Source organism: Bacillus sp. HY001 (assembly GCF_007558965.1).
In the GTDB taxonomy this organism is placed as follows: Bacteria; Bacillota; Bacilli; order Bacillales; family Bacillaceae_G; genus Bacillus_A; species Bacillus_A mobilis.
Genome location: NZ_VLTE01000087.1, coordinates 18,966 through 37,985 on the forward strand (window position 1 = coordinate 18,966; position 19,020 = coordinate 37,985).

A 19,020-nucleotide genomic window follows, 5' to 3' on the forward strand; every position below is an offset into this window, starting at 1 on the left:
AAAATAAGGAGAAAAGATATGCTCAAATATGTAAAACTAATAAGTATTAGCTTAGTAATATCGTCTTGTATTATGGGGATTAACTATTTAATTAGCTATCTTTGGTCAGGGCATGTACCTTCTTTGACGTGGCGAACATATTTGATGTTTATGTTTATATTTCTGATGAGTTTTAGTTCGATGCAAAAAGAAGGGGAAGAGGATTATTAAAAATAGTCTTCTTCGCCTTTCTTTCATTAACACAAATGTTCATAACTGTTTTCGGAAATGCAGGTATGATCTTTAATATAATTTCACTTTCACTACAACTTGTAAGTTCGGGTGTCATTGTACCACACGAGATGCTTTCTAAAACATATGAAACAATCGGCGAATTATTTCCCGCAACCTATGCAGCGAATGGCTATTATACAATAATATTTAGGGGAGTTAGTTTAGAGAAAAATATTATTTCATTATTAGTCATTATATTAGTTACACAATTGGTAGCAATGATTACTGTATCTATAAAAGGAATAGTAAAGGGAAGAAGAAGCTCTGTAGTTAAAGAAGTATAAAGTAAAAAGGTATCCTTCAATTGGATACCTTTTTTACTGGTACTTATTATTTTGCAACTTCTGTCCACTTGTAGTTAAATTCACCGCCGAAGTCAGTTGTTACAAGCCCTTTAATGAAAGAGCGTTGTAAGTAAGAACGACCTTGTTGGTATAAAGGAGCGACAGCGCCGTCTTGTAATAGGATTTTTTCAGCTTGCTTCATCGCTTCAAAGCGAGCTTTTTCATCGCCAGCTAAATCTGTTTTCACTTTATGGATTAGCTCATCATACTCTTTGTTAGAGTATTTATCGAAGTTATAAGCACTATCTGTTGTAAATAAATCTAAGAATGTAATTGGATCCGCGAAGTCAGGGCCCCAGCCATCAATACCGATTTCATAGTCACCACTTAATAGTAGTTTTAACTGTTGTTTACGTGGTTGTGGTTTTAATGTCACTGTTAATCCATCTAGATTCTTTTCTAGTTCACCTTTTAAATATTCACCAGTCTTTTTAGCTAAAGCATTATCACTTGTTAATAGTTCGATTGTTACTTTGTCAGTACCAAGTTCTTGTTTCGCTTTTTTCCAGTTTTCTTTCGCTGTTTTCACATCATCTTTGACTAGGTTTCCGTTTTCTTTACGGAAGTCGTTACCTTCTGGACTCTTTGCGAATTTCGCAGGAATCATTCCTTCAGCTGGAACAGCACCGTTATTTAAAATTGTTTCTACGTATGCTTTTTTATTCATTGCTCCGTTAATAGCAAGGCGTGCATGTTGATTTTTTAATGTTTCATTTTTTTGATTTAGTCGTAAGAATTGAATGCCAACTTCAGCACGGTCCTTGAAGTTTGGATCGCCCTTATATTTATCAACAAACTCCGCAGTTAAAGCAACGCGATCAATTTGTCCTGAATCATATAAGTTAACTTCTGTAGACTTATCTTTAACGACATTGAAGTTGATTTCTTCTAATTTTACAGTTTTAGCATCCCAATAGTTAGGGTTTTTCTTCAATTGGAAGCTTTGCTCATGTTTCCAGTTATCTAATGTGAAAGCACCGTTGTAAATTAAATGATTTGTTTCTAAACCATATTTATCTCCTTGAGATTTTAAGTACTCTTCGTTAATTGGTAAGAATGTTGAGAATGTCGTTAAGCTTAAGAAGTAGGGAACAGGACGGTCTAGTTGTACTTCTAACGTTTTATCATCAAGAGCTTTGACCCCTAGTTGATCAATTGGCAATTGTTTCTGGCTTATTTGTTTTGCATTCTGTATATCGAAGAATAAGAATGCATATTCAGCTGCTGTATCAGGATTTACGGCACGTTGCCAAGCGAAGACGAAGTCCTTTGCTGTAACAGGAGTACCGTTTGACCATTTTGAATCACGCAGGTGGAATGTATATTTTGTTTTGTCGGGACTAACGTCAACCGACTCAGCAACACCAGGAATCGGTTTGTTATCTTCTCCCATTGCATATAAACCTTCAAAAACATTTCGCATTACGCTCATGGATTCCCCATCCGTTGCTTTTGCAACATCCATTGTTGGAATTTCTGAAGCAAATGATAAGTTAATTGCCTGTTTATCAGGTGCTTTATCATTTGCTTTCGCTCCGCTTGCATGATCTTTATTTCCCCCACAAGCAGTTAGTAATAGACTTGCCCCTAAAACAGATGCAACAACAGGTATAACTTTTTTCTTCATTGTTCGTTCCTCCCTAAATGTGTTGTTCGTAACGTCGTAATGTCCACGTTTTGAAGTGTAGCTATAGAAGAAGAGAAAACCTATTACGGATATGTGTATGTAGGTAATCAGGTGTTCTATATGTATATACATGTTGAACTATAATCTATCGTTATATGTTTCAACGTAGTAGACGTTATATTTTGATGGTGAAATATTTCGTTTCTTTGATTATTTAGAATATTAACACTGGAAAGAACTATATGTCAATAATAAAAATAGATTGTTAATTTCTTAGAATAATATATTGAAAAAGCAGATTTCCTCGGATTAGGGAATCTGCTTTTCATATGTTTTGCTAAAAAAGTAATTGGTATGGGGGAGAAATTTTAAATAAAGTGGCCTTTTATTCCGCTATTTGCGGGCTACCGATAAACCCCCGATTGATGCGGGTTAATAATTAGTGGGGGTGAAGAAAACCCCGCTAATTAAAGTTTTGCTTTATTTTTCAATTTTTGCCCATTTGAAGTTTAATTGACCTGCAAAGTCTACTTGCACAATTCCTTTCACATAAGAACGTTCTAAATAAGATTCGCCTTTTTGGTAAAGAGGAGCGATAACAGAGTCTTTAAATAATATTTTCTCGGATGCTAGTAATGCTTCCCAGCGAGCTTTTTCATCACCGGCTAAAGTTGTTTTCACTTTTGCTATTGTTTCATCAAACTCCTTATTAGAGTAATGATCTAAGTTATAAGGGTTATTCGTTGTAAATAGCTCAAGGAATGTAATTGGATCTGCAAAGTCAGGGCTCCAGCCGTCAATTCCAATTTCGTAGTCACCTTTTAATAAAAGTGAAACTTGTTGTTTACGTGGTTGCGGCTTTATATTTACTGTTAGGCCATCTAAGTTCTTTTCTAGTTGTCCTTTTAAGAATTCACCAGTTTTCTTTTCAAGGTCACCGTCACTTGTTAATAGCTCTAACGTTATTTTTTCAGACCCAAGTTCTTGTTTTGCCTTTTTCCATAATTCTTGAGCAGATTTTGTATCAACCTTTGTTAAATCGCCGTTTGCAGCACGGAAATCTGTTCCGTCAGGTCCTTTTGCAAAGTTTTTCGGTACGAGACTAGATGTTGGTGTAGAGCCATCATTTAATAACGTATTTACAAAGGATTTTCGATCAATTGTTTGATCGATTGCTTGGCGTGCAGAAACGTTTTGAAGTACTTTGTTTTGTTGATTCATACGTAAAAACTGTACTCCTACATTCGGACGCTCTTTAAAGTTAGCATCCTTTTTATATTTATCAACGAAGTCAGATGTTAGTTTGATACGGTCTAATTGTTTTGACTCGAATAAATTTACTTCGGTAGACTTTTCTTTTACGATGTTAAAGTTGATTTCTTCTAGTTTGACAGTATCTTTATCCCAATAGGTAGGATTTTTCTTGAATTTAAAGCTTTGCTCGTGCTTCCAATCGCTTAGTGTAAAAGCTCCGTTGTACAAAATTGTATTGTCTTCTAAAGCGTATTTATCACCTTGTGCTTTAAAGAATTCCTCGTTAATTGGTAGAAATGTTGGGAACGCTGTTAAGCTTATAAAGTACGGAACAGGACGTTCTAATTCTACCTCAAACGTATGGTCATCAATTGCTTTTACACCAAGTTGATCGGCTGGAAGTTCTTTGTTGTTAATTTTTGTTGCATTTTTAATATCAAAGAATAGAAATGCATATTCAGAGGCTGTTGCTGGATCAACAGCTCTTTGCCAAGCGAAGACAAAGTCTTTTGCTGTAACAGGAGTGCCGTTTGACCATTTTGAATCTCGTAAATGGAATGTGTATTTCGTTTTATCGCCACTTACTTCATGAGATTTTGCAACACCAGGGACAGGTTTGTTACCTACACCAAGATTATACAAACCTTCAAATACGTTTCTCATTACTTGACCAGAATCAGTATCTGTAGCGCGAGCTGTATCCATTGTTCGTATTTCAGTAGGTGAAGATAAGTTTAAAACCTGTTTACTAGGCGCCTCGTCTTTTGCATTTGCTCCGCTTGCTTCGTTTTTATAACTACCGCAACCAGTTAATAAAATACTTACTCCTACAACTGATGCAATACCGGGTACAAACTTCTTTTTCATTTGATTTTCCTCCTAAATAATTAAGTTTGGATGATGATGAGGGAAATGAAAAATAAAAAATCCCTCTTTTCGTATTGAGAAAGAGGGATTTTTACGTACAAGTTATGCACCCGTATATAAACGAAGTCCCTCATTCTATCTTTCAAGCATAAAGCTTGCAGGAAGTGGCACAGTATTCAAAATGAACCTGCTGCCGAGGTTTCAAAGGGCCAGTCCCTCCACCTCTCTTGATACAATGAGTAAACGAATAAACTTTATTAATTTTTGTGTTTCTTTGATAATTCAAAATCTTACACCTTGGATAATGAAGTGTCAACCAAATGAAATATAGTTTAAATTTTCAGTTTTCTTTGATAAAAAAAACCACTGCATATGGCAGTGGTTTTTCTATTAGAAGTTAAAGTTATCTGGATCTGGACCAACGCGACGATCTTCATTTAGAGCTTGAATTGCTTTCATGTCATCGGCGCTTAATTCAAAATCGAATATATTTGCATTTTCAATAATGCGATGTTCTTTAATAGATTTAGGGATTGTTACAACTTCGTTTTGTAGATCCCAGCGTAAAATAACTTGTGCAGTTGATTTATTATATTTTGTTGCAATGTCTTGTAATGTTGGGTTGTCTAGCAGTTGGCCTTGCATTAATGGTGACCAAGCTTCCAGTTGGATGTTATGTTCTTTACAGAAAGCATGCAGCTCTTCTTGTGCTAAACGTGGGTGATATTCCACTTGGTTGACCATTGGCTTAATTTCGGCAATTTCAAATACGTCTTGTAAGTGGTGAATGTGGAAATTACTCACACCGATAGCGCGAACACGGCCGTCTTTATAAAGCTTTTCTAATGCTTTCCATGATTCAGTATACTTCCCTTTTACAGGCCAATGTACTAAATATAAATCTAAATATTCTAGGCCTAATTTCTCTAATGTAGTTTCAAATGCTTGAAGTGTTGTTTCATACCCTTGATCGCTATTCCACACTTTTGATGTAATAAATAATTCTTCACGTGAAACACCTGATTCACGGATCGCTTGTCCAACGCCTTCTTCGTTTTGATAAATTGCTGCAGTATCAATGCTGCGGTAGCCATTTTTAATTGCTGCTTTTACAGATTCAATTACTTCTGAACCATCTTCTACTTTAAAAACACCTAAACCGAACCAAGGCATTTTTACACCGTTATGTAATGTTGTGTAGTCTTTTAAACTTGTTAAATTCATATTATTTCCCCCTAGCTTTTTTGTTTGTTGCTTCTACTGCTTTTTGAATTGCCTCTGAAAAATTATATTCATATAAAGCTTTGAGACCCTCAGCTGTGGAACCACCTGGTGTTGTTACTTGTTCGCGGAGGTTAGCTGGATCTTGCGTTTGTTCAAGCATAGAAGCAGAGCCAGAAATCATTTGAATGACAAGGTGTTTGGCAGTTGCTTCATCGACTCCATAACTTTTTGTTGCTTCAATTAAGCTTTCAGCAAAGTAATAAAGGAAAGCTGGTGCACTTCCAGTAACTGCAGTAAGCTGATGAACTTCCTCTTCAGTGCAAAGTTGCGAAGCACCAATGCCTCTTAAAAGCAGTTGCAGGGTTTCTTGATGCATCTCGTTTACTGATCGTCCCATTGTATATAAGGAGATAGACTTTCCAATTTCAGCAGCTGTGTTTGGCATAATCCAAGCAACAGGTGTTCCCCCGGGAAGTCTTTCTTCTAAATAAGATGGGCCAATGCCAGCGGCTACCGTTACGACAAGTTGATTCGATAGTAACGGAGATAATTCTGCTAATAATTCTTCATGTGCAGAAGGTGGCATTGCTAAAACAATCGTATCAACAGATGTAACATGCTGCTTCCAATCTGTTGCAGTAGACACATTATATCGTGCTTGTAATTGTTCTAGCTTTTCTACGTTGCTTCGGTTAGAAACGATAATTTCTTCGATGTATTCTTTGCTTGTTTTAAGTAATCCGGAAAATATAGCTTCTGCCATACGACCAGCACCAATAAATAGAATTCGATGTTTAGTTAGCATATCCTTTATTCCTTTCTAGTGGAGATATGTTATAAAAAACGATACCATTTTTAAGAGAATTTTGTAAAAAGAAAAGACTTATCGTGAAAAGAATGGAATGGGAGGGAGGAGAGGTGATACAAATAAGGCTATAAAGATTATTATATTTAAAAAATAGTTGTAATAAAAAATCCCTGAAACATAATTGCTTCAGGGATTAATAGATTATAAGTTTATGCTTTTGTCATACCTAACAATACAGCGCCGCCGATAATTAAAACACTACCTAGTGCAATAAAGATCAATTGACGTTTTGTTTTCTTTTCACCTAAGAAGACAATCGCACCGAATGTTGAGATAACGATTCCAGTTTGAGATAATGGGAAGCTTGTTGCTACTCCGACACGTGGTAATGAAAGAAGTAAGAATAAGTTTCCAGTTCCCCATAGTAAACCAGATAAAGCATTACGGATTGCATATTTATTAAATGGCTTATGTTTAGATGTCAGTACAACCGCACCAACAAACATACCAACTGCTTGTGGTAAAATAGCAGACCAACCATCGATATTATACCAACGAATAATAATTACATATACAAGGTAGCCGAAAGTAGAAACAATTAAAGTAAGAAGTCCTTTTTTCAATTGTCCTGGTGGCTGTGCATTTTCTTTATCATCTAGTGATGTGAATACAACACCAACTACGATTAATAGGATTGCAATCGTTCCCAGAACAATCGTCGTTGTAGTAGTCCACTCACGGAAAGCGATAACCCCAAAGATAGAAGTTGCAACAAGTTGCATACCAGTAGAAATCGTTACAGTAGTTGAAACACCTAGTTTTTCAACTGTTTTTAATTGGTTTACTTGTCCTAATGCCCAGAATAAACCTGAAATAAAACCAACAATCAAGACTGTCATTGTTAAAGCTGGTTGAGTAAATACATACATAATTGTTGCGAAGAATAGAGCACCGATTGTCATACCTACCGTTTGGCTATATGCACCACCGCCCATTTTTACGCTTACTAATAAGATGTTTCCCCATGCAATTGCAGGAAGAAGCGCTAATAAAATGTCCATTACAAGACTCCCTTCGGTTTTCTATACCAATATAATTACATATCGTTCTAACGATCGGTAATGCCCCACTAATAGAGTAGAAGATTACCGATCGCTAAAACAGGATGAAGAATTCACGATATAAATGCGTTTTCATTTCTTCATTTTTTGAAACACCTCCATATAATAACAGGAAATTGCCTATTTTAGAAAGTGAATTCAAATAAAATGTATATTTTAATAAAAGGTAAAATTCAGTTATTTCCCGTTAGTATATTTTATTTCCTAAGAAATAAAGAAGCAGCTTCGATAGAAGCTGCTTTAAGAGTTAGTGATTCTTTTATTAATAAGCTGAATACATAGCAGAAATAGGAGTGACATACTAATAGTTATAACTACTAGTGTCCAAGCAAGTTGCATATTACTTGCATCAATCGCCATATAAATTGCAGTTGGGATAGTCTGTGTTTTACCAGGAATATTTCCAGCAAACATGAGTGTAGCACCAAATTCCCCTAGTGCACGAACAAAGCTCAAAATCATTCCGCTTAGTAAGGCAGGAAATGCAAGCGGGAGTGTGACGTGTAGAAAAACTTGATATTCACTTGCACCAAGATCACGAGCACTTTCTTCAATTTGTACATTTGCGATAGAAAATCCTGTTTTTGCTGATTGGTACATAAGCGGAAATGCAACAACTGTAGAAGCGATGATAGCAGCAGTAGATGTGAACATAATAGACTGCTGAAATATTGATTCTACCCACGTTCCAATGGGACTATTATTTCCGAAAATGATAATGAGAAAAAAGCCGATTACAGTTGGCGGAAGTACCATTGGTAATAAGAAAATAGTTTCTAATATTACTTTATATCTCCATGAGGAGCGTGCTAGCGCTCGTCCAATTATCGTTCCTAAAATTGTAACGATAAGGGTGGCGCATGCAGCTACTCGTAAAGATAGAAAGATTGGTGACAAAATAGCATCAAAGCTCATGGCAATTAGGATAGGACTGTAAATCCATATTTCTTAAAGATAGATTGTGCATCTTTTGACTGCAAATACTCATAAAATGAGGTCGCCTCTTTCTTGTGCTTAGATTCTTTTATAACACCTAAAGGATAGTGAATTGGCTCATGCGAAGTAGCTGCTGCTGTCTCGCCAATTTTTACTTTGTTTGAAATAAGAGCATCTGTTTTGTATACAATACCAGCATCGACATTACCTGTTTCTACATATGTTAACACTTGGCGAACATCTTTTGTAAATACAATTTTATTTTGAATATCATTCCATAGATTTTCATGTGTGAGAGAAGCCTTTGCATATTTACCAGCAGGTACTGATTCAGGTGTACCAAGTGCGATTTTCTTAATTTTTTCATCTTTTAAATCTTGAATTTTTGTAAGAGAACTATCTTTTGGGACGACTAGAACGAGTTCGTTTCCAAGAAGATTTTTCCCTTCTTTTTCATTAATGAATCCATTTTTAACAAGAGTTTGGAATTTATCTTCGGCTGCTGAGAAGAATAAATCAGCAGGTGCACCTTGTTCAATTTGTTGTTGAAGTGCACCAGAAGCACCGAAGTTAAAAGAAAGTTTAATAGTAGGTTCTTTTTCTTTATATTTTGTTTCAATTTCTTTTAGTGCATCTTGTAAGCTTGCAGCAGCTGATATAGTAAGTTCTACTGTTTTTCCTTCTTTAGCAGTTGATTTCTCTTTCTTTTCACCGCTTGTACATGCAGCACTAAATATAAGAAGAAAAGAAAGTATAAGTGCTCCGATGGATCGTAATGTAAACTTGTTCATAAAAATTCCCCTTTCGTTTTGACATATTTAATTATAACTAAATATAACTAATTATAACTAGTTATAATTGAATATAATTTGAACGATGTAGTTGTTTTTAAAATATAGGAGAAATATTCTTTTCTTTGTTACAATGAAGGAAGAAAGTGAGGAATCGTCTATGGATCATCATTCCTACACAACGGAAGAAGTAGCGAAGCGATTAAAAGTATCAAAATTAACTGTATACGATCTAATTAAAAAAGGAGAACTGCCTTCTTATAGAATCGGTAGACAGATGCGCATTGATGCAACAGATTTAGAACAATATATAAAGCAAATGAAAACAGGGAAAATACAAGGTGCTCCTGTAAAGAGCGAAGATAGTAGAGGCTTGGATACATGTATTATTAGCGGACAAGAACTAACGTTAGATATGTTGGCAAAACGTATAGAAAATCGCCTGCCAAGTTCAAATATATTAAGGGCATATCAAGGTAGTTTAACGAGTTTAATAAAAATGTATCAAGGAGAAGGAAGTATCGTTAGTCTTCATTTGTTTGATGGAGAAACGGGTACATATAATGTTCCTTACGTAAAACGTATTTTAGTTGGACAACCATGTACTATGATTAATTTATTAGCAAGGAACGTTGGGTTTTATGTGCAAAAGGGGAATCCTAAAAATATAAAAACATGGGCTGATTTATCTCAATCATCTATACGATTTGTAAATCGAGAAAAAGGTTCTGGTATTAGGGTGTTAGTCGATGAACAATTGCGCATTCAAAAGTTAAATAAAGAACGTATTAGTGGATATGAATGGGAAGAATCGAATCATCTTGGTGTTGCCACGCAAGTCGCGAATGGAAGAGCTGATGTGGGAGTAGGATCAGAAAAATTTTCGCAAATTGTAAATGTAGATTTTATTCCAATCATGAAAGAACAGTATGATTTGGTGATTTTGAAGAATAAAGAAAATGAAGAGCTGATTGAAGTCGTGAAAGATATTCTGCAATCAGAAGAATTTCATAATGAATTAAAAGCAATTGGCGGATACGATATGACGAAAACAGGTCAAATTATATATGAAATAAACTAAAAAGCAGCTTGTCCATAAGACGAGCTGCTTTTTCTATATATAAAGGGGTTTGGGGAAACAAAGTATTAAACAAGACCTTGAGCAAGTGTGTAAATGAAAGCTGTAAGAAGAGTAGCTCCACTTGCAAGTCCGATGAAGTCTGATTTGTTAAATGTGATGTTGTTCATTATAATCTCTCCTTATTTGTTTAATGTAGTTGCAACGGCTTTTGCATCGACAAGTGCGGATAGCACCATGCCCATTGTATTTAAAAATTTGTTTGATTTCATTTTGTTCATCATGCGTATCCGCTCCTTTTCGAATTGTTGTTGCCCTGCTTTATATCTTAATTATAGGGAATATGATCGCCTACAACTATCGAATTAGCTTACGGAAGGCTTACACTTTTGTAAGAAAAAAAGACATTCGTGTAAGAATGTCTTTTAAAGCATATTGATATGATGATGCTCTTCAATTGTTTTTAAAAAGCTACGCATTGAATTCGTCATATAGCTATCTTTACGGCGTATGAAAACCGTTGAAATACTACCATATTTTTCAGGGATTGCATGACAATGTACCTTACCAGCTTTAGAAAGATGGTGGACAGCGGACTGTGGTACGAGTGTAATTCCAAGGCCGAGTGCAACACTGTTTAATATTGTCTCTAATATATTAAATTCCATAATTCTTTTTGGTAGCAAACCCTCATCTTTCAGCCATCGTTCTAGTTTGGAACGGTATCCACATCCTTGGTTAAAAACGAGTAGGGGCGTGGTTGTAAATTCTTCAATATGAAAAGCTTTATTTTGTGTTACAAGCATTAATTTCTCTGTACTAACATCATATTGTTCGATTAGTGGATGTTTAATTGGACCTGATATAAAGGCACCATCTAATTGATGATTAAGGACTTCTCTAATCAATTCTTCTGTTAGACCTGCTTGTAATGATAAGTCGACATTCGGATAGCGTTTATAGTAAGAAGATAAAATGGTAGGTAATGTACTTACTGTTTCGACTGTACCAATTTTTAATATACCGGAGGGTGTTTCACTATCTAAAAATACTTGTTTTAGCTCGTCAACATCTTGCAAAATTTTATGAACATAAACGAGCATTTTTCTTCCTTCGGCTGTTAAAGTCATACCTCGTTTATGACGATAAAAGAGCGGTGTTTTTAGTTCGTTTTCTAGTTGTTTAATACGTGCAGTTACATTTGATTGTACGTAGTTTAATTCCTTTGCTGCGCCGCTTACACTACCTTGGTCGGCAACGCTTTGGAAGATTTGTAAGTCTCTTAATTCCATTTTATGCTCCTCCTTGATGTTAACTATCATTATAAGTGATAGTTAACATCATTTCGAATCATTTTACGTGATATATTTTTTCTTTTACAATTCTCTTTGTGCAAATAGAAAGAAGTGGGGGATTGTGGTGAAAAAAGGTCAAATGATAATAGGGGCTTTAGCGTGTTTAATTGCAAGTATGTCGTGGGGAGCAATGTTTCCGGTTGCTGATCATGCGCTAGAATACATAGATCCATTTTATTTTTCTCTTATTCGCTATGGAGCGGTGGCAATCGTATTGATTGTATTGTTGTTAGCGAAAGAAGGAAGGCAGGCATTTCGTTTAGAGGGAAGAGGAAAGTTACTCGTCTTTTTCGGGACGATGGCGTTTACTGTATATAATGTACTTATATTTTTAGGTCAAATGTTAATGGGAAAATCAGGCGTGATGGTAGCCTCCATTATGGAAGCACTTATGCCGATGATTTCTATTTGTATTCTATGGGGATATAAGCATGTAAAACCGAAAAAGTATATGATAACGAGCATGATTATCGCTTTTGTAGGAGCTATATTTGTTATTACAAAAGGTGATATGAGTTTCTTTTTAACGTTGAAAGATAACATGTTTTCACTAGCATGTATATTTGTTGGAGTTGTAGGCTGGGTTATTTATACGATGGGTGGTCAAACGTGTAGCGACTGGTCAACATTACGTTATTCTACGTTGACGTGTGTATTCGGTACGACTGTCACAGGGATTATAACTGTAATTATTACATCGCTTGGATATGTATCGGTTCCGAGTATGGGAACGATTTCTATCGTGAAATATGATTTATTGTTTATGATGACATTACCGGGAATCGTAGCGTTACTCGCTTGGAATTACGGTGTGAAGATTTTATCATCTATTAATGGGATTTTATTTATTAACTTTGTGCCGATTACGACTTTAATGATTATGATGATGCAAGGATACAAAATAACGATGTTTGATATTGTAGGAACTTTACTTGTTATTGCAGCACTTATTCGCAATAACGTTTGTCAGAGAAAAGAAGAAAAAATAAATAAGAAGGTTTTACAAGAAGAGCAATTACGCCAAGCTGTTTAGTAGGCAATTGGAGGATTTCACATGTTAGAAAGTGTATTGTTTTTCTTTGCTGTCGGAGTTGCTTGTGAGCTTGCAGCGATTAACCGAAATGGTCGTAAGAAGATAAAACAACAAGCTGAAATGATACAGCTTTTAAAAGAGTTAAAAGAAAGAAACATTTAAAAAGACGACCGGGCATAGACGGTCGTCTTTTTCTATATAAAGGGGAAAGGGGACACAAAGTTATACAAGCGTAGCAGCGTAAATAAAAGCAGTAAGAAGAAGAGAGCCGCTAGCTAATCCTAAAAAATCTAATTTGTTAAAAGTGATATTGTTCATAATGAATTCTCCTTACTTGTTTAATGTAGAAGCAACAGCTTTTGCGTCGATTAGAGCGGAAAATACCATGCCCATTGTATTTAAAAAATTGTTCGTTTTCATCTTGTTCATCATATTGATCCGCTCCTTTTCGAATAGTTGTTGTTTCTTTCTGACTTAATTGTATGAAATATTGCAAGAAGTAACTATCGAATTAGCTTACAAGAAAATTACACTTTTGTAAGAATTGAAATTTAACAATTAATACTCATTTTTATTACCAACTCCTAAAACTTAGTGTTATAATCGTTGTAAGAGAATGATTATAATTCGGATGTTCAGAAAGGAACGAAACAAATGTATAAACCAATTACATTTTTGTTGAAATATATATTTAAAACAGCTGGAAAAGTAGAAGTGCAAGGAAGAGAAAAGTTACCAGAAGGCGGCCCGTATGTTGTTGCGTGTACACATACAAGTTTTATGGATGTATTAATGTTAGCTACAGGGATGTATCCGACCCAAATTCATTACATGGCTAAAAAAGAATTATTTGAAGGGAAATTCAAAAACTGGTTCTTTAAAAATGTGAATGCATTCCCTGTAGATCGTGCAAATCCAGGACCGAGCACACTCAAAATTCCGTCACGCTTATTAAAGGAAGGAAAAGTAGTAGGGATCTTCCCAAGTGGAACGCGATCAACAGAAGACGTTTCATTAAAAGCTGGAGCTGTTACGATTGCGCTACGTTCTAATGTCCCGTTAGTACCGGCAGCTTATGTTGGTCCATCAAGTGTAAAAGAATTAATAAAGGGGAAAAAGGCACAATTGATTTTTGGAGACCCAATTCAAATTGATGCTGAAGAACAAATAGATCGAAAAACAGCTATGAAAATGATGACAGATCAATTAAATGAGAAGTTTGAGGAGCTAAAGGAAACTTTGCAATCAAATCAAAAATAAGAAAAGACGACCGGGCATAGACGGTCGTCTTTTCTATTACTATTTATAATAAGGGGGAAAGGGGACACGAAATTTATACAAGCGTAGCGGCGTAAATAAAAGCAGTAAGAAGAACTGATCCGCTAGCTAGTCCTAAAAAATCTAATTTGTTAAAAGTGATATTGTTCATAATGAATTCTCCTTACTTGTTTAATGTAGAAGCAACAGCTTTAGCATCGATTAGAGCAGAAAATACCATGCCCATTGTATTTAAAAAATTGTTTGATTTCATTTTGTTCATCATATGAATCCGCTCCTTTTCGAATAGTTGTTGTTTCCTTCTGACTTAATTGTATGAAATATTGCGGGGAGTCACTATCGAATTAGCTTACAGGAAAATTACACTTTTGTAAGAAAAACGAATGCAGGTGTAATGATGAGTAGATTTGACATATGTGCATGGAATTCATTAATTTAAAAGTAGAGGTGAGTGTATGGCTAATATTAAAGATATTGCAAAGATGGCGGGAGTTTCAGTTACGACTGTTTCGAGAGTATTGAATGATCATCCGTATGTAAGTGAAGAAAAAAGGAAAGCGGTTATAGAGATAGTTGAGAAATTGAATTACTCGCAAAACGCAAATGCTGTTCATTTATCAAAAGGGAAAACGAATATTGTTGGTGTGATTTTACCGTATATTAATCATCCATGCTTTGATGCGATGGTGGGCGGGATGATGGAGGTGGCGTTAGCTCATAATTACAGAGTGCTACTTTGCCAAACGAATTATAATAAAAAAGAAGAAATGAAAAGTTTACATATGTTAAAAACAAAACAATTGGATGGTCTTATTATTTGTTCTCGTGCAAACGATTGGGAAACGATAGAGCCGTATGCTTCCTATGGGGCAATTGTTGCTTGTGAAGATAATGATATTTCAAATATCTCAAGTGTATATACGAATCATTCGGCCGCTTTTCAATTAGGAATGGAGTATTTAATCGAGAAAGATTATAAAAAAATTGGTTATTGCACGGGAAGGAAGTTAGGACCGAGTAGTCAAAAGCGTTTTGATGTTTATAAACAGCAATTGCAATCTATAGATGAAGAAGTGAATGAAGAATGGATTTTCACAGAATGCTTTACATTAGAAGATGGTGTGAGAGTGGCTCATAAATTAAAGGAGATGCAGCATCTTCCTGAAGCGTTAATAGTAGCAGGAGATGAAGTTGCGATTGGGGTGATGACAGAAGCTGAAAAATTAGGTATTCAAGTTCCTAAAGATTTAGCGATTATTGGATTTGATAATCAACCTATTTCGCAAGTGTTACAACTTACAACCATTGATCAAAATTTAAAGGACATAGGTAAAAAGGCCTTTGAAATGTTTTGCAGGCAAATAAGTGATGAAAGTTCTAAACGAGAAAAGGTGGAGATTCCATACGAACTTGTGGAACGCTCTACTGTTTAGTTTTAATCCGTTATGTGTAAATTGCATAACGGATTATTTTTTTGAAATATCTTTGACAGGAAACGCGTTTCATACTTTATAAAGGAGTTAAACCGGTCTGTAATAATCCATGGATTCTTTTCAAGAATAGTATTTTTGGAGGAATATGCATGAATGAACTTTTATCGAGTATGAAAAAGTATATAGAAGATGATGAAAAGATTTTGGCCTTTGTAGTAGGGATATTTGAGAAGGATGATTTTGCGCTATCGTATCAGCATGGGATTTTTGCGGCTACTACTAGACGTCTCCTCTTTTACGGGAAATTTCCATACTATCCTGCAACAGTTAAAGATTATTCGTATTTGCATATAGATAGCATAGTTTGTCGTTCGCATTTCGAATGTACTTGTAATCATGAAACCATTCGAGCTAAGTATATTCAGAAGGGGAATGTGGAGCGATTTGTCCGTACAGTTAGAGCAAATATGAATAATTAATCACCCCTTTGTTTAAACATAATATCTCGATTTTTAGGAGTGAAAATGCGCAATAAAAACAACTTCTAAACCTCTAGGAGATAGTGATACAATGTCAAATGGGGGGAGGTATGAACTATGGTTAATCAACGTATAAAGGAAATAACACTAATTACAATTGGTTCATTATTATTCGCAATTGGTATTAATTACTTTGCAATTCCAAACCGTTTATCAGAGGGTGGAATTATTGGTGTAACGGTTGTTACGTACTATTTATTTGATTGGTCGCCGGGGATTGTGAACTTTGCTATAAATGCAATTTTACTAGCTATCGGTTATAAATTTTTTGATAAGAAAACGATGGTTTATACAATTTTAGGGATTGTAGAAACATCCTTGTTTTTATATGTTACGGAACATATTGAGTATCATGTAAATAGTGATACGTTATTAGCTGCTCTATTCGCTGGTTTATTTGTCGGTGTTGGATTAGGCTGTATGTTCAAAGCTGGAGGTACATCAGGAGGATCGGCAATTTTAGCTCAGTTAGCAAATCAATATTTAGGGTGGAGCGTAGGTAAAGGCGTACTTATTATTGATATCGTTGTAATTGCTGGGTCTGTATTTATAATAGGACAAGAAAAAGCAATGTACACACTTGTTGCAGTATTCATTGGAGCGAAAGTGATTGATTTCATTGTAGAAGGAATGGATACAAAAACGGCTGTTACAATTATTTCGAATCAACCAGACTTAATACGTGAAACTATTACGAGAAACATGACACGCGGTGTCACTGTATTAGAAGGACGCGGCGGATATACTGGTAAAAATAAAGAAGTATTATATATTGTTATTAATAAACAAGAGCTTGTTAAGTTAAAGCAAGTTATCAGCCGAGTAGATGAAGATGCTTTCGTTGTTATTCATGATGTACGTGATGTACTTGGCGGTGGCTTTAAAGCGAGCTAAAAGGTGAACGAGTAAATTCGTTCACCTTTTTTAATTCTTACAAAAATGTAAGTGTAATGTAATGAGATTCAATAGTAGATTTTATTCCTTCTTTTTAAAATGGATGTATATATATCCTGCTGAGGAGGAATGTTTATTATGAAGAAAAAAATGATCACTACTATAATAGCGATGGTAGTGATAGTAATAATGTTACTGCCTACGAAACTTGGACCGGTTATCGATAAATATAATCCGCTTTATAAGACGAAAGAATACTATACTGTTGTGAATACAATTGGTCAGCCTATTGGTGATGAATGGTATGAATATGAATTAATTGCATTTGATGAACGTGGAAAAGAACAAAAAATAAAGAAGACTGTTAAGCATATGTTAAAGAGAGATGAAGCATTGAAGGTGTATGCAAAAGGGCGCTATGGCGAGGCGATTGAAGAAATTGAAGCTGTAAATATTCCTATTAATGCGAAGAGTAAACTTTTAGCGATGAGATAGCGAATTATACCCCCACCTATTTTTTGTCGAAAATAAAAATACTAGGTAGGGGTATTTTTGGGTGTGTAAGAAGGCCTTAGTCCATATGGACTAAGGCCTTCTTCATTATATAAAGGGGAAGGGGGTACATTGTAGTAGCATGAGTGAAAGGTATAAGAAGAGTAGCTACTAGCAATGTAATTTGGTTATGTGAGTGTTCTTCTTATTTGGCTTACTTTCTAACTTTATCCCGCTTTAATGGGCAGTAAGACCCCCCACCTCAAAATTCAGCGAAAGCAAAGAAGTTAGGTGGGGGATCAACTGCCCATAAAAGTCCGATTGGTGAGGGCTAATAATCAGTGGGGGATGAAGAAAACCCCCACTGATTAAAGTTTCACTTTATTGTACGAGATGTAGCGAAGGTAAACTATCGAATTACATTACACATAGCTTACAAACATGTAAGCCTTCTGTAATGTAATTCGATGGTTAAAAGATAGTGAATTTTATATAGTGTACTTAGAAAGTCTCACTGTATTACTTTCTTTTTGTAATATGAATGAAGAATGAAAACCAACTACTTTTTAATAGCCCTCATCTGTATGTAGATGAGGTTCTTTTTATAAACCTTACAACATTGTAAGGTTTACGTAAGTTAATTCGATAGTAAATTTGTCATATTTTTTGCATAATAGATACAAATAGATAAAAATAATTAGGGATATAGTAAGAAGGGAGAAAACTGGGATGCGTAAAGAAGAAGTAGTGAAGTTTCCAATTAAAGATTTCTGTAGCTACTTTACTGTTGCCGTAGTATGTATTGGATTATTTGATATCATAACAAACTTAATTGTTAAATAACATAGATGATAAAACAAGAAGGGAGATCCTTTCTTGTTTTTTTTATGGGGGAATAAATATGAAATGGATTGATAGCCATATACATGTTGACCAATATAAGGATGAAGAAAGAAGTAGATTACTTAAAGATGTGGAACATAGTAAAGAGATAAAGGGGCTTATCGCGGTATCTATGAATTATCAATCATGTAAAGAAACTTTATCTTTAGCAAAGCGATATCCTTTTGTACATCCAGCTATAGGTTTTCATCCGGAGCAACCAATTCATAAAGAAGAATGTGAGCAAATTTATAAATTAATTGAAGAGCATGTAGAAGACATAGTTGCGATTGGTGAAGTAGGCTTACCATATTATTTAAGAAAAGAAGATGAGCACATTGCTGTCAATTCATATATGTCGGTGTTACAACGATTTGTTGAACTAGCTAGTAAATATGATTTACCAATTATATTGCATGCAGTATATGAAGATGCTGATGCTGTATGTGATTTATTGGAGAAATATAAAGTTTCACGAGCACATTTCCATTGGTTTAAAGGAAGTGAAACAACAATGAAACGGATGATCGGGAACGGTTATTATATTTCTATCACGCCAGATGTTTTACATAGGGAGAAAATTAGAAAAATTGTTTCGTATTATCCACTTGAATATATGATGGTAGAAACGGACGGACCGTGGGAATTTCAAGAGAATGTTATGACGCATCCGAGAATGATTCGAGAGGTATTGAAGGAAATTAGTGTTATAAAAAACATATCTGTTGATAGGGTTGCGGAAACGATATATGAAAATACGATTCAATTTTACTTGAAAGGATAGGAGAGTT

Annotated in this window: 22 protein-coding genes and 1 riboswitch; of the genes, 11 read left to right on the forward strand and 11 right to left on the reverse strand. The window is 35.0% G+C overall.

Annotated features, from left to right (window positions below; translation table 11 throughout):
• The first annotated feature begins 18 nt into the window (after positions 1-18).
• A complete protein-coding gene (locus FOT98_RS27045) occupies positions 19-210 on the forward strand; it encodes a hypothetical protein (RefSeq protein WP_061677913.1) in 192 nt (63 codons plus the stop codon).
• Between the two features lie 35 nt (positions 211-245).
• A complete protein-coding gene (locus tag FOT98_RS27050) occupies positions 246-557 on the forward strand; it encodes an ABC-2 transporter permease (protein WP_063259872.1) in 312 nt (103 codons plus the stop codon).
• A gap of 46 nt (positions 558-603) precedes the next feature.
• On the opposite strand, the gene FOT98_RS27055 is transcribed toward FOT98_RS27050, so the two are convergent.
• The 7 genes from FOT98_RS27055 to modA form a co-directional block, all read right to left on the reverse strand.
• A complete protein-coding gene (locus tag FOT98_RS27055) occupies positions 604-2,244 on the reverse strand; it encodes a peptide ABC transporter substrate-binding protein (RefSeq protein ID WP_063259873.1) in 1,641 nt (546 codons plus the stop codon).
• A 480-nt stretch (positions 2,245-2,724) separates the two neighbouring features.
• Positions 2,725-4,365, reverse strand: a complete 1,641-nt coding sequence (locus FOT98_RS27060) for a peptide ABC transporter substrate-binding protein (protein ID WP_063259874.1) — start codon at positions 4,363-4,365, stop codon at positions 2,725-2,727.
• 132 nt (positions 4,366-4,497) lie between these two features.
• Positions 4,498-4,602, reverse strand: a riboswitch (SAM riboswitch).
• A 153-nt stretch (positions 4,603-4,755) separates the two neighbouring features.
• On the reverse strand, positions 4,756-5,589 hold the full coding sequence (locus FOT98_RS27065; RefSeq protein WP_063259875.1) for an aldo/keto reductase: 834 nt from the start codon (positions 5,587-5,589) through the stop codon (positions 4,756-4,758).
• Between the two features lies 1 nt (position 5,590).
• Positions 5,591-6,394, reverse strand: coding sequence for a pyrroline-5-carboxylate reductase (gene proC / locus FOT98_RS27070; protein WP_063259876.1), 804 nt, complete (start codon positions 6,392-6,394; stop codon positions 5,591-5,593).
• A 212-nt stretch (positions 6,395-6,606) separates the two neighbouring features.
• Positions 6,607-7,458, reverse strand: coding sequence for a GRP family sugar transporter (locus tag FOT98_RS27075; RefSeq protein WP_000353549.1), 852 nt, complete (start codon positions 7,456-7,458; stop codon positions 6,607-6,609).
• 300 nt (positions 7,459-7,758) lie between these two features.
• Positions 7,759-8,433, reverse strand: coding sequence for a molybdate ABC transporter permease subunit (modB, locus tag FOT98_RS27080; RefSeq protein ID WP_063259877.1), 675 nt, complete (start codon positions 8,431-8,433; stop codon positions 7,759-7,761).
• Positions 8,434-8,438: 5 nt separating this feature from the next.
• Positions 8,439-9,245: a molybdate ABC transporter substrate-binding protein gene (modA, locus tag FOT98_RS27085; RefSeq protein WP_063259878.1), complete on the reverse strand. Its 807-nt coding sequence runs from the start codon at positions 9,243-9,245 to the stop codon at positions 8,439-8,441.
• 133 nt (positions 9,246-9,378) lie between these two features.
• On the opposite strand from modA, the gene FOT98_RS27090 reads away from it, so the two are divergent.
• On the forward strand, positions 9,379-10,326 hold the full coding sequence (locus tag FOT98_RS27090; RefSeq protein ID WP_080467478.1) for a helix-turn-helix transcriptional regulator: 948 nt from the start codon (positions 9,379-9,381) through the stop codon (positions 10,324-10,326).
• A gap of 65 nt (positions 10,327-10,391) precedes the next feature.
• Here the strand turns inward: FOT98_RS27090 and FOT98_RS27095 are convergent, their stop codons facing one another.
• Together FOT98_RS27095 and FOT98_RS27100 are read right to left on the reverse strand one after the other, a co-directional pair.
• Positions 10,392-10,493: a DUF3948 family protein gene (locus tag FOT98_RS27095; RefSeq protein ID WP_001060018.1), complete on the reverse strand. Its 102-nt coding sequence runs from the start codon at positions 10,491-10,493 to the stop codon at positions 10,392-10,394.
• Positions 10,494-10,748: 255 nt separating this feature from the next.
• Positions 10,749-11,615, reverse strand: a complete 867-nt coding sequence (locus tag FOT98_RS27100; RefSeq protein WP_061677920.1) for a LysR family transcriptional regulator — start codon at positions 11,613-11,615, stop codon at positions 10,749-10,751.
• A 127-nt stretch (positions 11,616-11,742) separates the two neighbouring features.
• Between FOT98_RS27100 and FOT98_RS27105 the strand changes: the two genes are divergently transcribed.
• Together FOT98_RS27105 and FOT98_RS27110 are read left to right on the forward strand one after the other, a co-directional pair.
• Positions 11,743-12,711 (forward strand): DMT family transporter, encoded by a 969-nt coding sequence (locus FOT98_RS27105; protein ID WP_063259879.1) that lies wholly within the window; start codon positions 11,743-11,745, stop codon positions 12,709-12,711.
• 21 nt (positions 12,712-12,732) lie between these two features.
• On the forward strand, positions 12,733-12,873 hold the full coding sequence (locus tag FOT98_RS27110; protein WP_061677922.1) for a YrzO family protein: 141 nt from the start codon (positions 12,733-12,735) through the stop codon (positions 12,871-12,873).
• A 60-nt stretch (positions 12,874-12,933) separates the two neighbouring features.
• On the opposite strand, the gene FOT98_RS27115 is transcribed toward FOT98_RS27110, so the two are convergent.
• Positions 12,934-13,029 carry a DUF3948 family protein gene (locus FOT98_RS27115; protein ID WP_001060007.1) on the reverse strand — a complete coding sequence of 32 codons (96 nt, stop codon included), beginning with the start codon at positions 13,027-13,029 and terminating at the stop codon, positions 12,934-12,936.
• Between the two features lie 336 nt (positions 13,030-13,365).
• On the opposite strand from FOT98_RS27115, the gene FOT98_RS27120 reads away from it, so the two are divergent.
• Positions 13,366-13,971, forward strand: a complete 606-nt coding sequence (locus tag FOT98_RS27120; protein WP_000277789.1) for a lysophospholipid acyltransferase family protein — start codon at positions 13,366-13,368, stop codon at positions 13,969-13,971.
• 73 nt (positions 13,972-14,044) lie between these two features.
• On the opposite strand, the gene FOT98_RS27125 is transcribed toward FOT98_RS27120, so the two are convergent.
• Entirely contained in the window at positions 14,045-14,140 is a 96-nt protein-coding gene (locus FOT98_RS27125; protein ID WP_001060010.1) for a DUF3948 family protein, read from the reverse strand.
• A 304-nt stretch (positions 14,141-14,444) separates the two neighbouring features.
• Here FOT98_RS27125 and FOT98_RS27130 point away from each other — a divergent pair, with 304 nt between their 5' ends.
• The 5 genes from FOT98_RS27130 to FOT98_RS27150 all read left to right on the forward strand — a co-directional run bounded on the left by FOT98_RS27130 (position 14,445) and on the right by FOT98_RS27150 (position 19,013).
• Positions 14,445-15,422, forward strand: a complete 978-nt coding sequence (locus FOT98_RS27130; protein WP_063259880.1) for a LacI family DNA-binding transcriptional regulator — start codon at positions 14,445-14,447, stop codon at positions 15,420-15,422.
• 149 nt (positions 15,423-15,571) lie between these two features.
• A complete protein-coding gene (locus FOT98_RS27135; RefSeq protein WP_063259881.1) occupies positions 15,572-15,901 on the forward strand; it encodes a PH domain-containing protein in 330 nt (109 codons plus the stop codon).
• 117 nt (positions 15,902-16,018) lie between these two features.
• Positions 16,019-16,855: a YitT family protein gene (locus FOT98_RS27140; protein WP_063259882.1), complete on the forward strand. Its 837-nt coding sequence runs from the start codon at positions 16,019-16,021 to the stop codon at positions 16,853-16,855.
• A 138-nt stretch (positions 16,856-16,993) separates the two neighbouring features.
• Positions 16,994-17,350, forward strand: a complete 357-nt coding sequence (locus tag FOT98_RS27145; RefSeq protein WP_063259883.1) for a YxeA family protein — start codon at positions 16,994-16,996, stop codon at positions 17,348-17,350.
• An 898-nt stretch (positions 17,351-18,248) separates the two neighbouring features.
• The gene (locus tag FOT98_RS27150) at positions 18,249-19,013 is read left to right on the forward strand and encodes a TatD family hydrolase (RefSeq protein ID WP_063259884.1); all 765 of its coding nucleotides are present in this window, start codon (positions 18,249-18,251) and stop codon (positions 19,011-19,013) included.
• The last annotated feature ends 7 nt before the right edge of the window (positions 19,014-19,020 follow it).

Coding starts and splice junctions, on each gene's coding strand:
- modA (WP_063259878.1), bottom strand. CDS start 9,245: ATGAACAAGTTTACATTACGATCCATCGGAGCACTTATACTTTCTTTT.
- FOT98_RS27145 (WP_063259883.1), top strand. CDS start 16,994: ATGAAGAAAAAAATGATCACTACTATAATAGCGATGGTAGTGATAGTA.
- FOT98_RS27110 (WP_061677922.1), top strand. CDS start 12,733: ATGTTAGAAAGTGTATTGTTTTTCTTTGCTGTCGGAGTTGCTTGTGAG.
- FOT98_RS27125 (WP_001060010.1), bottom strand. CDS start 14,140: ATGAACAATATCACTTTTAACAAATTAGATTTTTTAGGACTAGCTAGC.
- FOT98_RS27120 (WP_000277789.1), top strand. CDS start 13,366: ATGTATAAACCAATTACATTTTTGTTGAAATATATATTTAAAACAGCT.
- FOT98_RS27135 (WP_063259881.1), top strand. CDS start 15,572: ATGAATGAACTTTTATCGAGTATGAAAAAGTATATAGAAGATGATGAA.
- FOT98_RS27090 (WP_080467478.1), top strand. CDS start 9,379: ATGAAGGAAGAAAGTGAGGAATCGTCTATGGATCATCATTCCTACACA.
- FOT98_RS27150 (WP_063259884.1), top strand. CDS start 18,249: ATGAAATGGATTGATAGCCATATACATGTTGACCAATATAAGGATGAA.
- FOT98_RS27050 (WP_063259872.1), top strand. CDS start 246: ATGTTCATAACTGTTTTCGGAAATGCAGGTATGATCTTTAATATAATT.
- FOT98_RS27100 (WP_061677920.1), bottom strand. CDS start 11,615: ATGGAATTAAGAGACTTACAAATCTTCCAAAGCGTTGCCGACCAAGGT.
- FOT98_RS27045 (WP_061677913.1), top strand. CDS start 19: ATGCTCAAATATGTAAAACTAATAAGTATTAGCTTAGTAATATCGTCT.
- FOT98_RS27115 (WP_001060007.1), bottom strand. CDS start 13,029: ATGAACAATATCACTTTTAACAAATTAGATTTTTTAGGATTAGCTAGC.
- FOT98_RS27095 (WP_001060018.1), bottom strand. CDS start 10,493: ATGAACAACATCACATTTAACAAATCAGACTTCATCGGACTTGCAAGT.
- FOT98_RS27055 (WP_063259873.1), bottom strand. CDS start 2,244: ATGAAGAAAAAAGTTATACCTGTTGTTGCATCTGTTTTAGGGGCAAGT.
- FOT98_RS27075 (WP_000353549.1), bottom strand. CDS start 7,458: ATGGACATTTTATTAGCGCTTCTTCCTGCAATTGCATGGGGAAACATC.
- FOT98_RS27060 (WP_063259874.1), bottom strand. CDS start 4,365: ATGAAAAAGAAGTTTGTACCCGGTATTGCATCAGTTGTAGGAGTAAGT.
- FOT98_RS27065 (WP_063259875.1), bottom strand. CDS start 5,589: ATGAATTTAACAAGTTTAAAAGACTACACAACATTACATAACGGTGTA.
- FOT98_RS27140 (WP_063259882.1), top strand. CDS start 16,019: ATGGTTAATCAACGTATAAAGGAAATAACACTAATTACAATTGGTTCA.
- modB (WP_063259877.1), bottom strand. CDS start 8,433: ATGAGCTTTGATGCTATTTTGTCACCAATCTTTCTATCTTTACGAGTA.
- proC (WP_063259876.1), bottom strand. CDS start 6,394: ATGCTAACTAAACATCGAATTCTATTTATTGGTGCTGGTCGTATGGCA.
- FOT98_RS27130 (WP_063259880.1), top strand. CDS start 14,445: ATGGCTAATATTAAAGATATTGCAAAGATGGCGGGAGTTTCAGTTACG.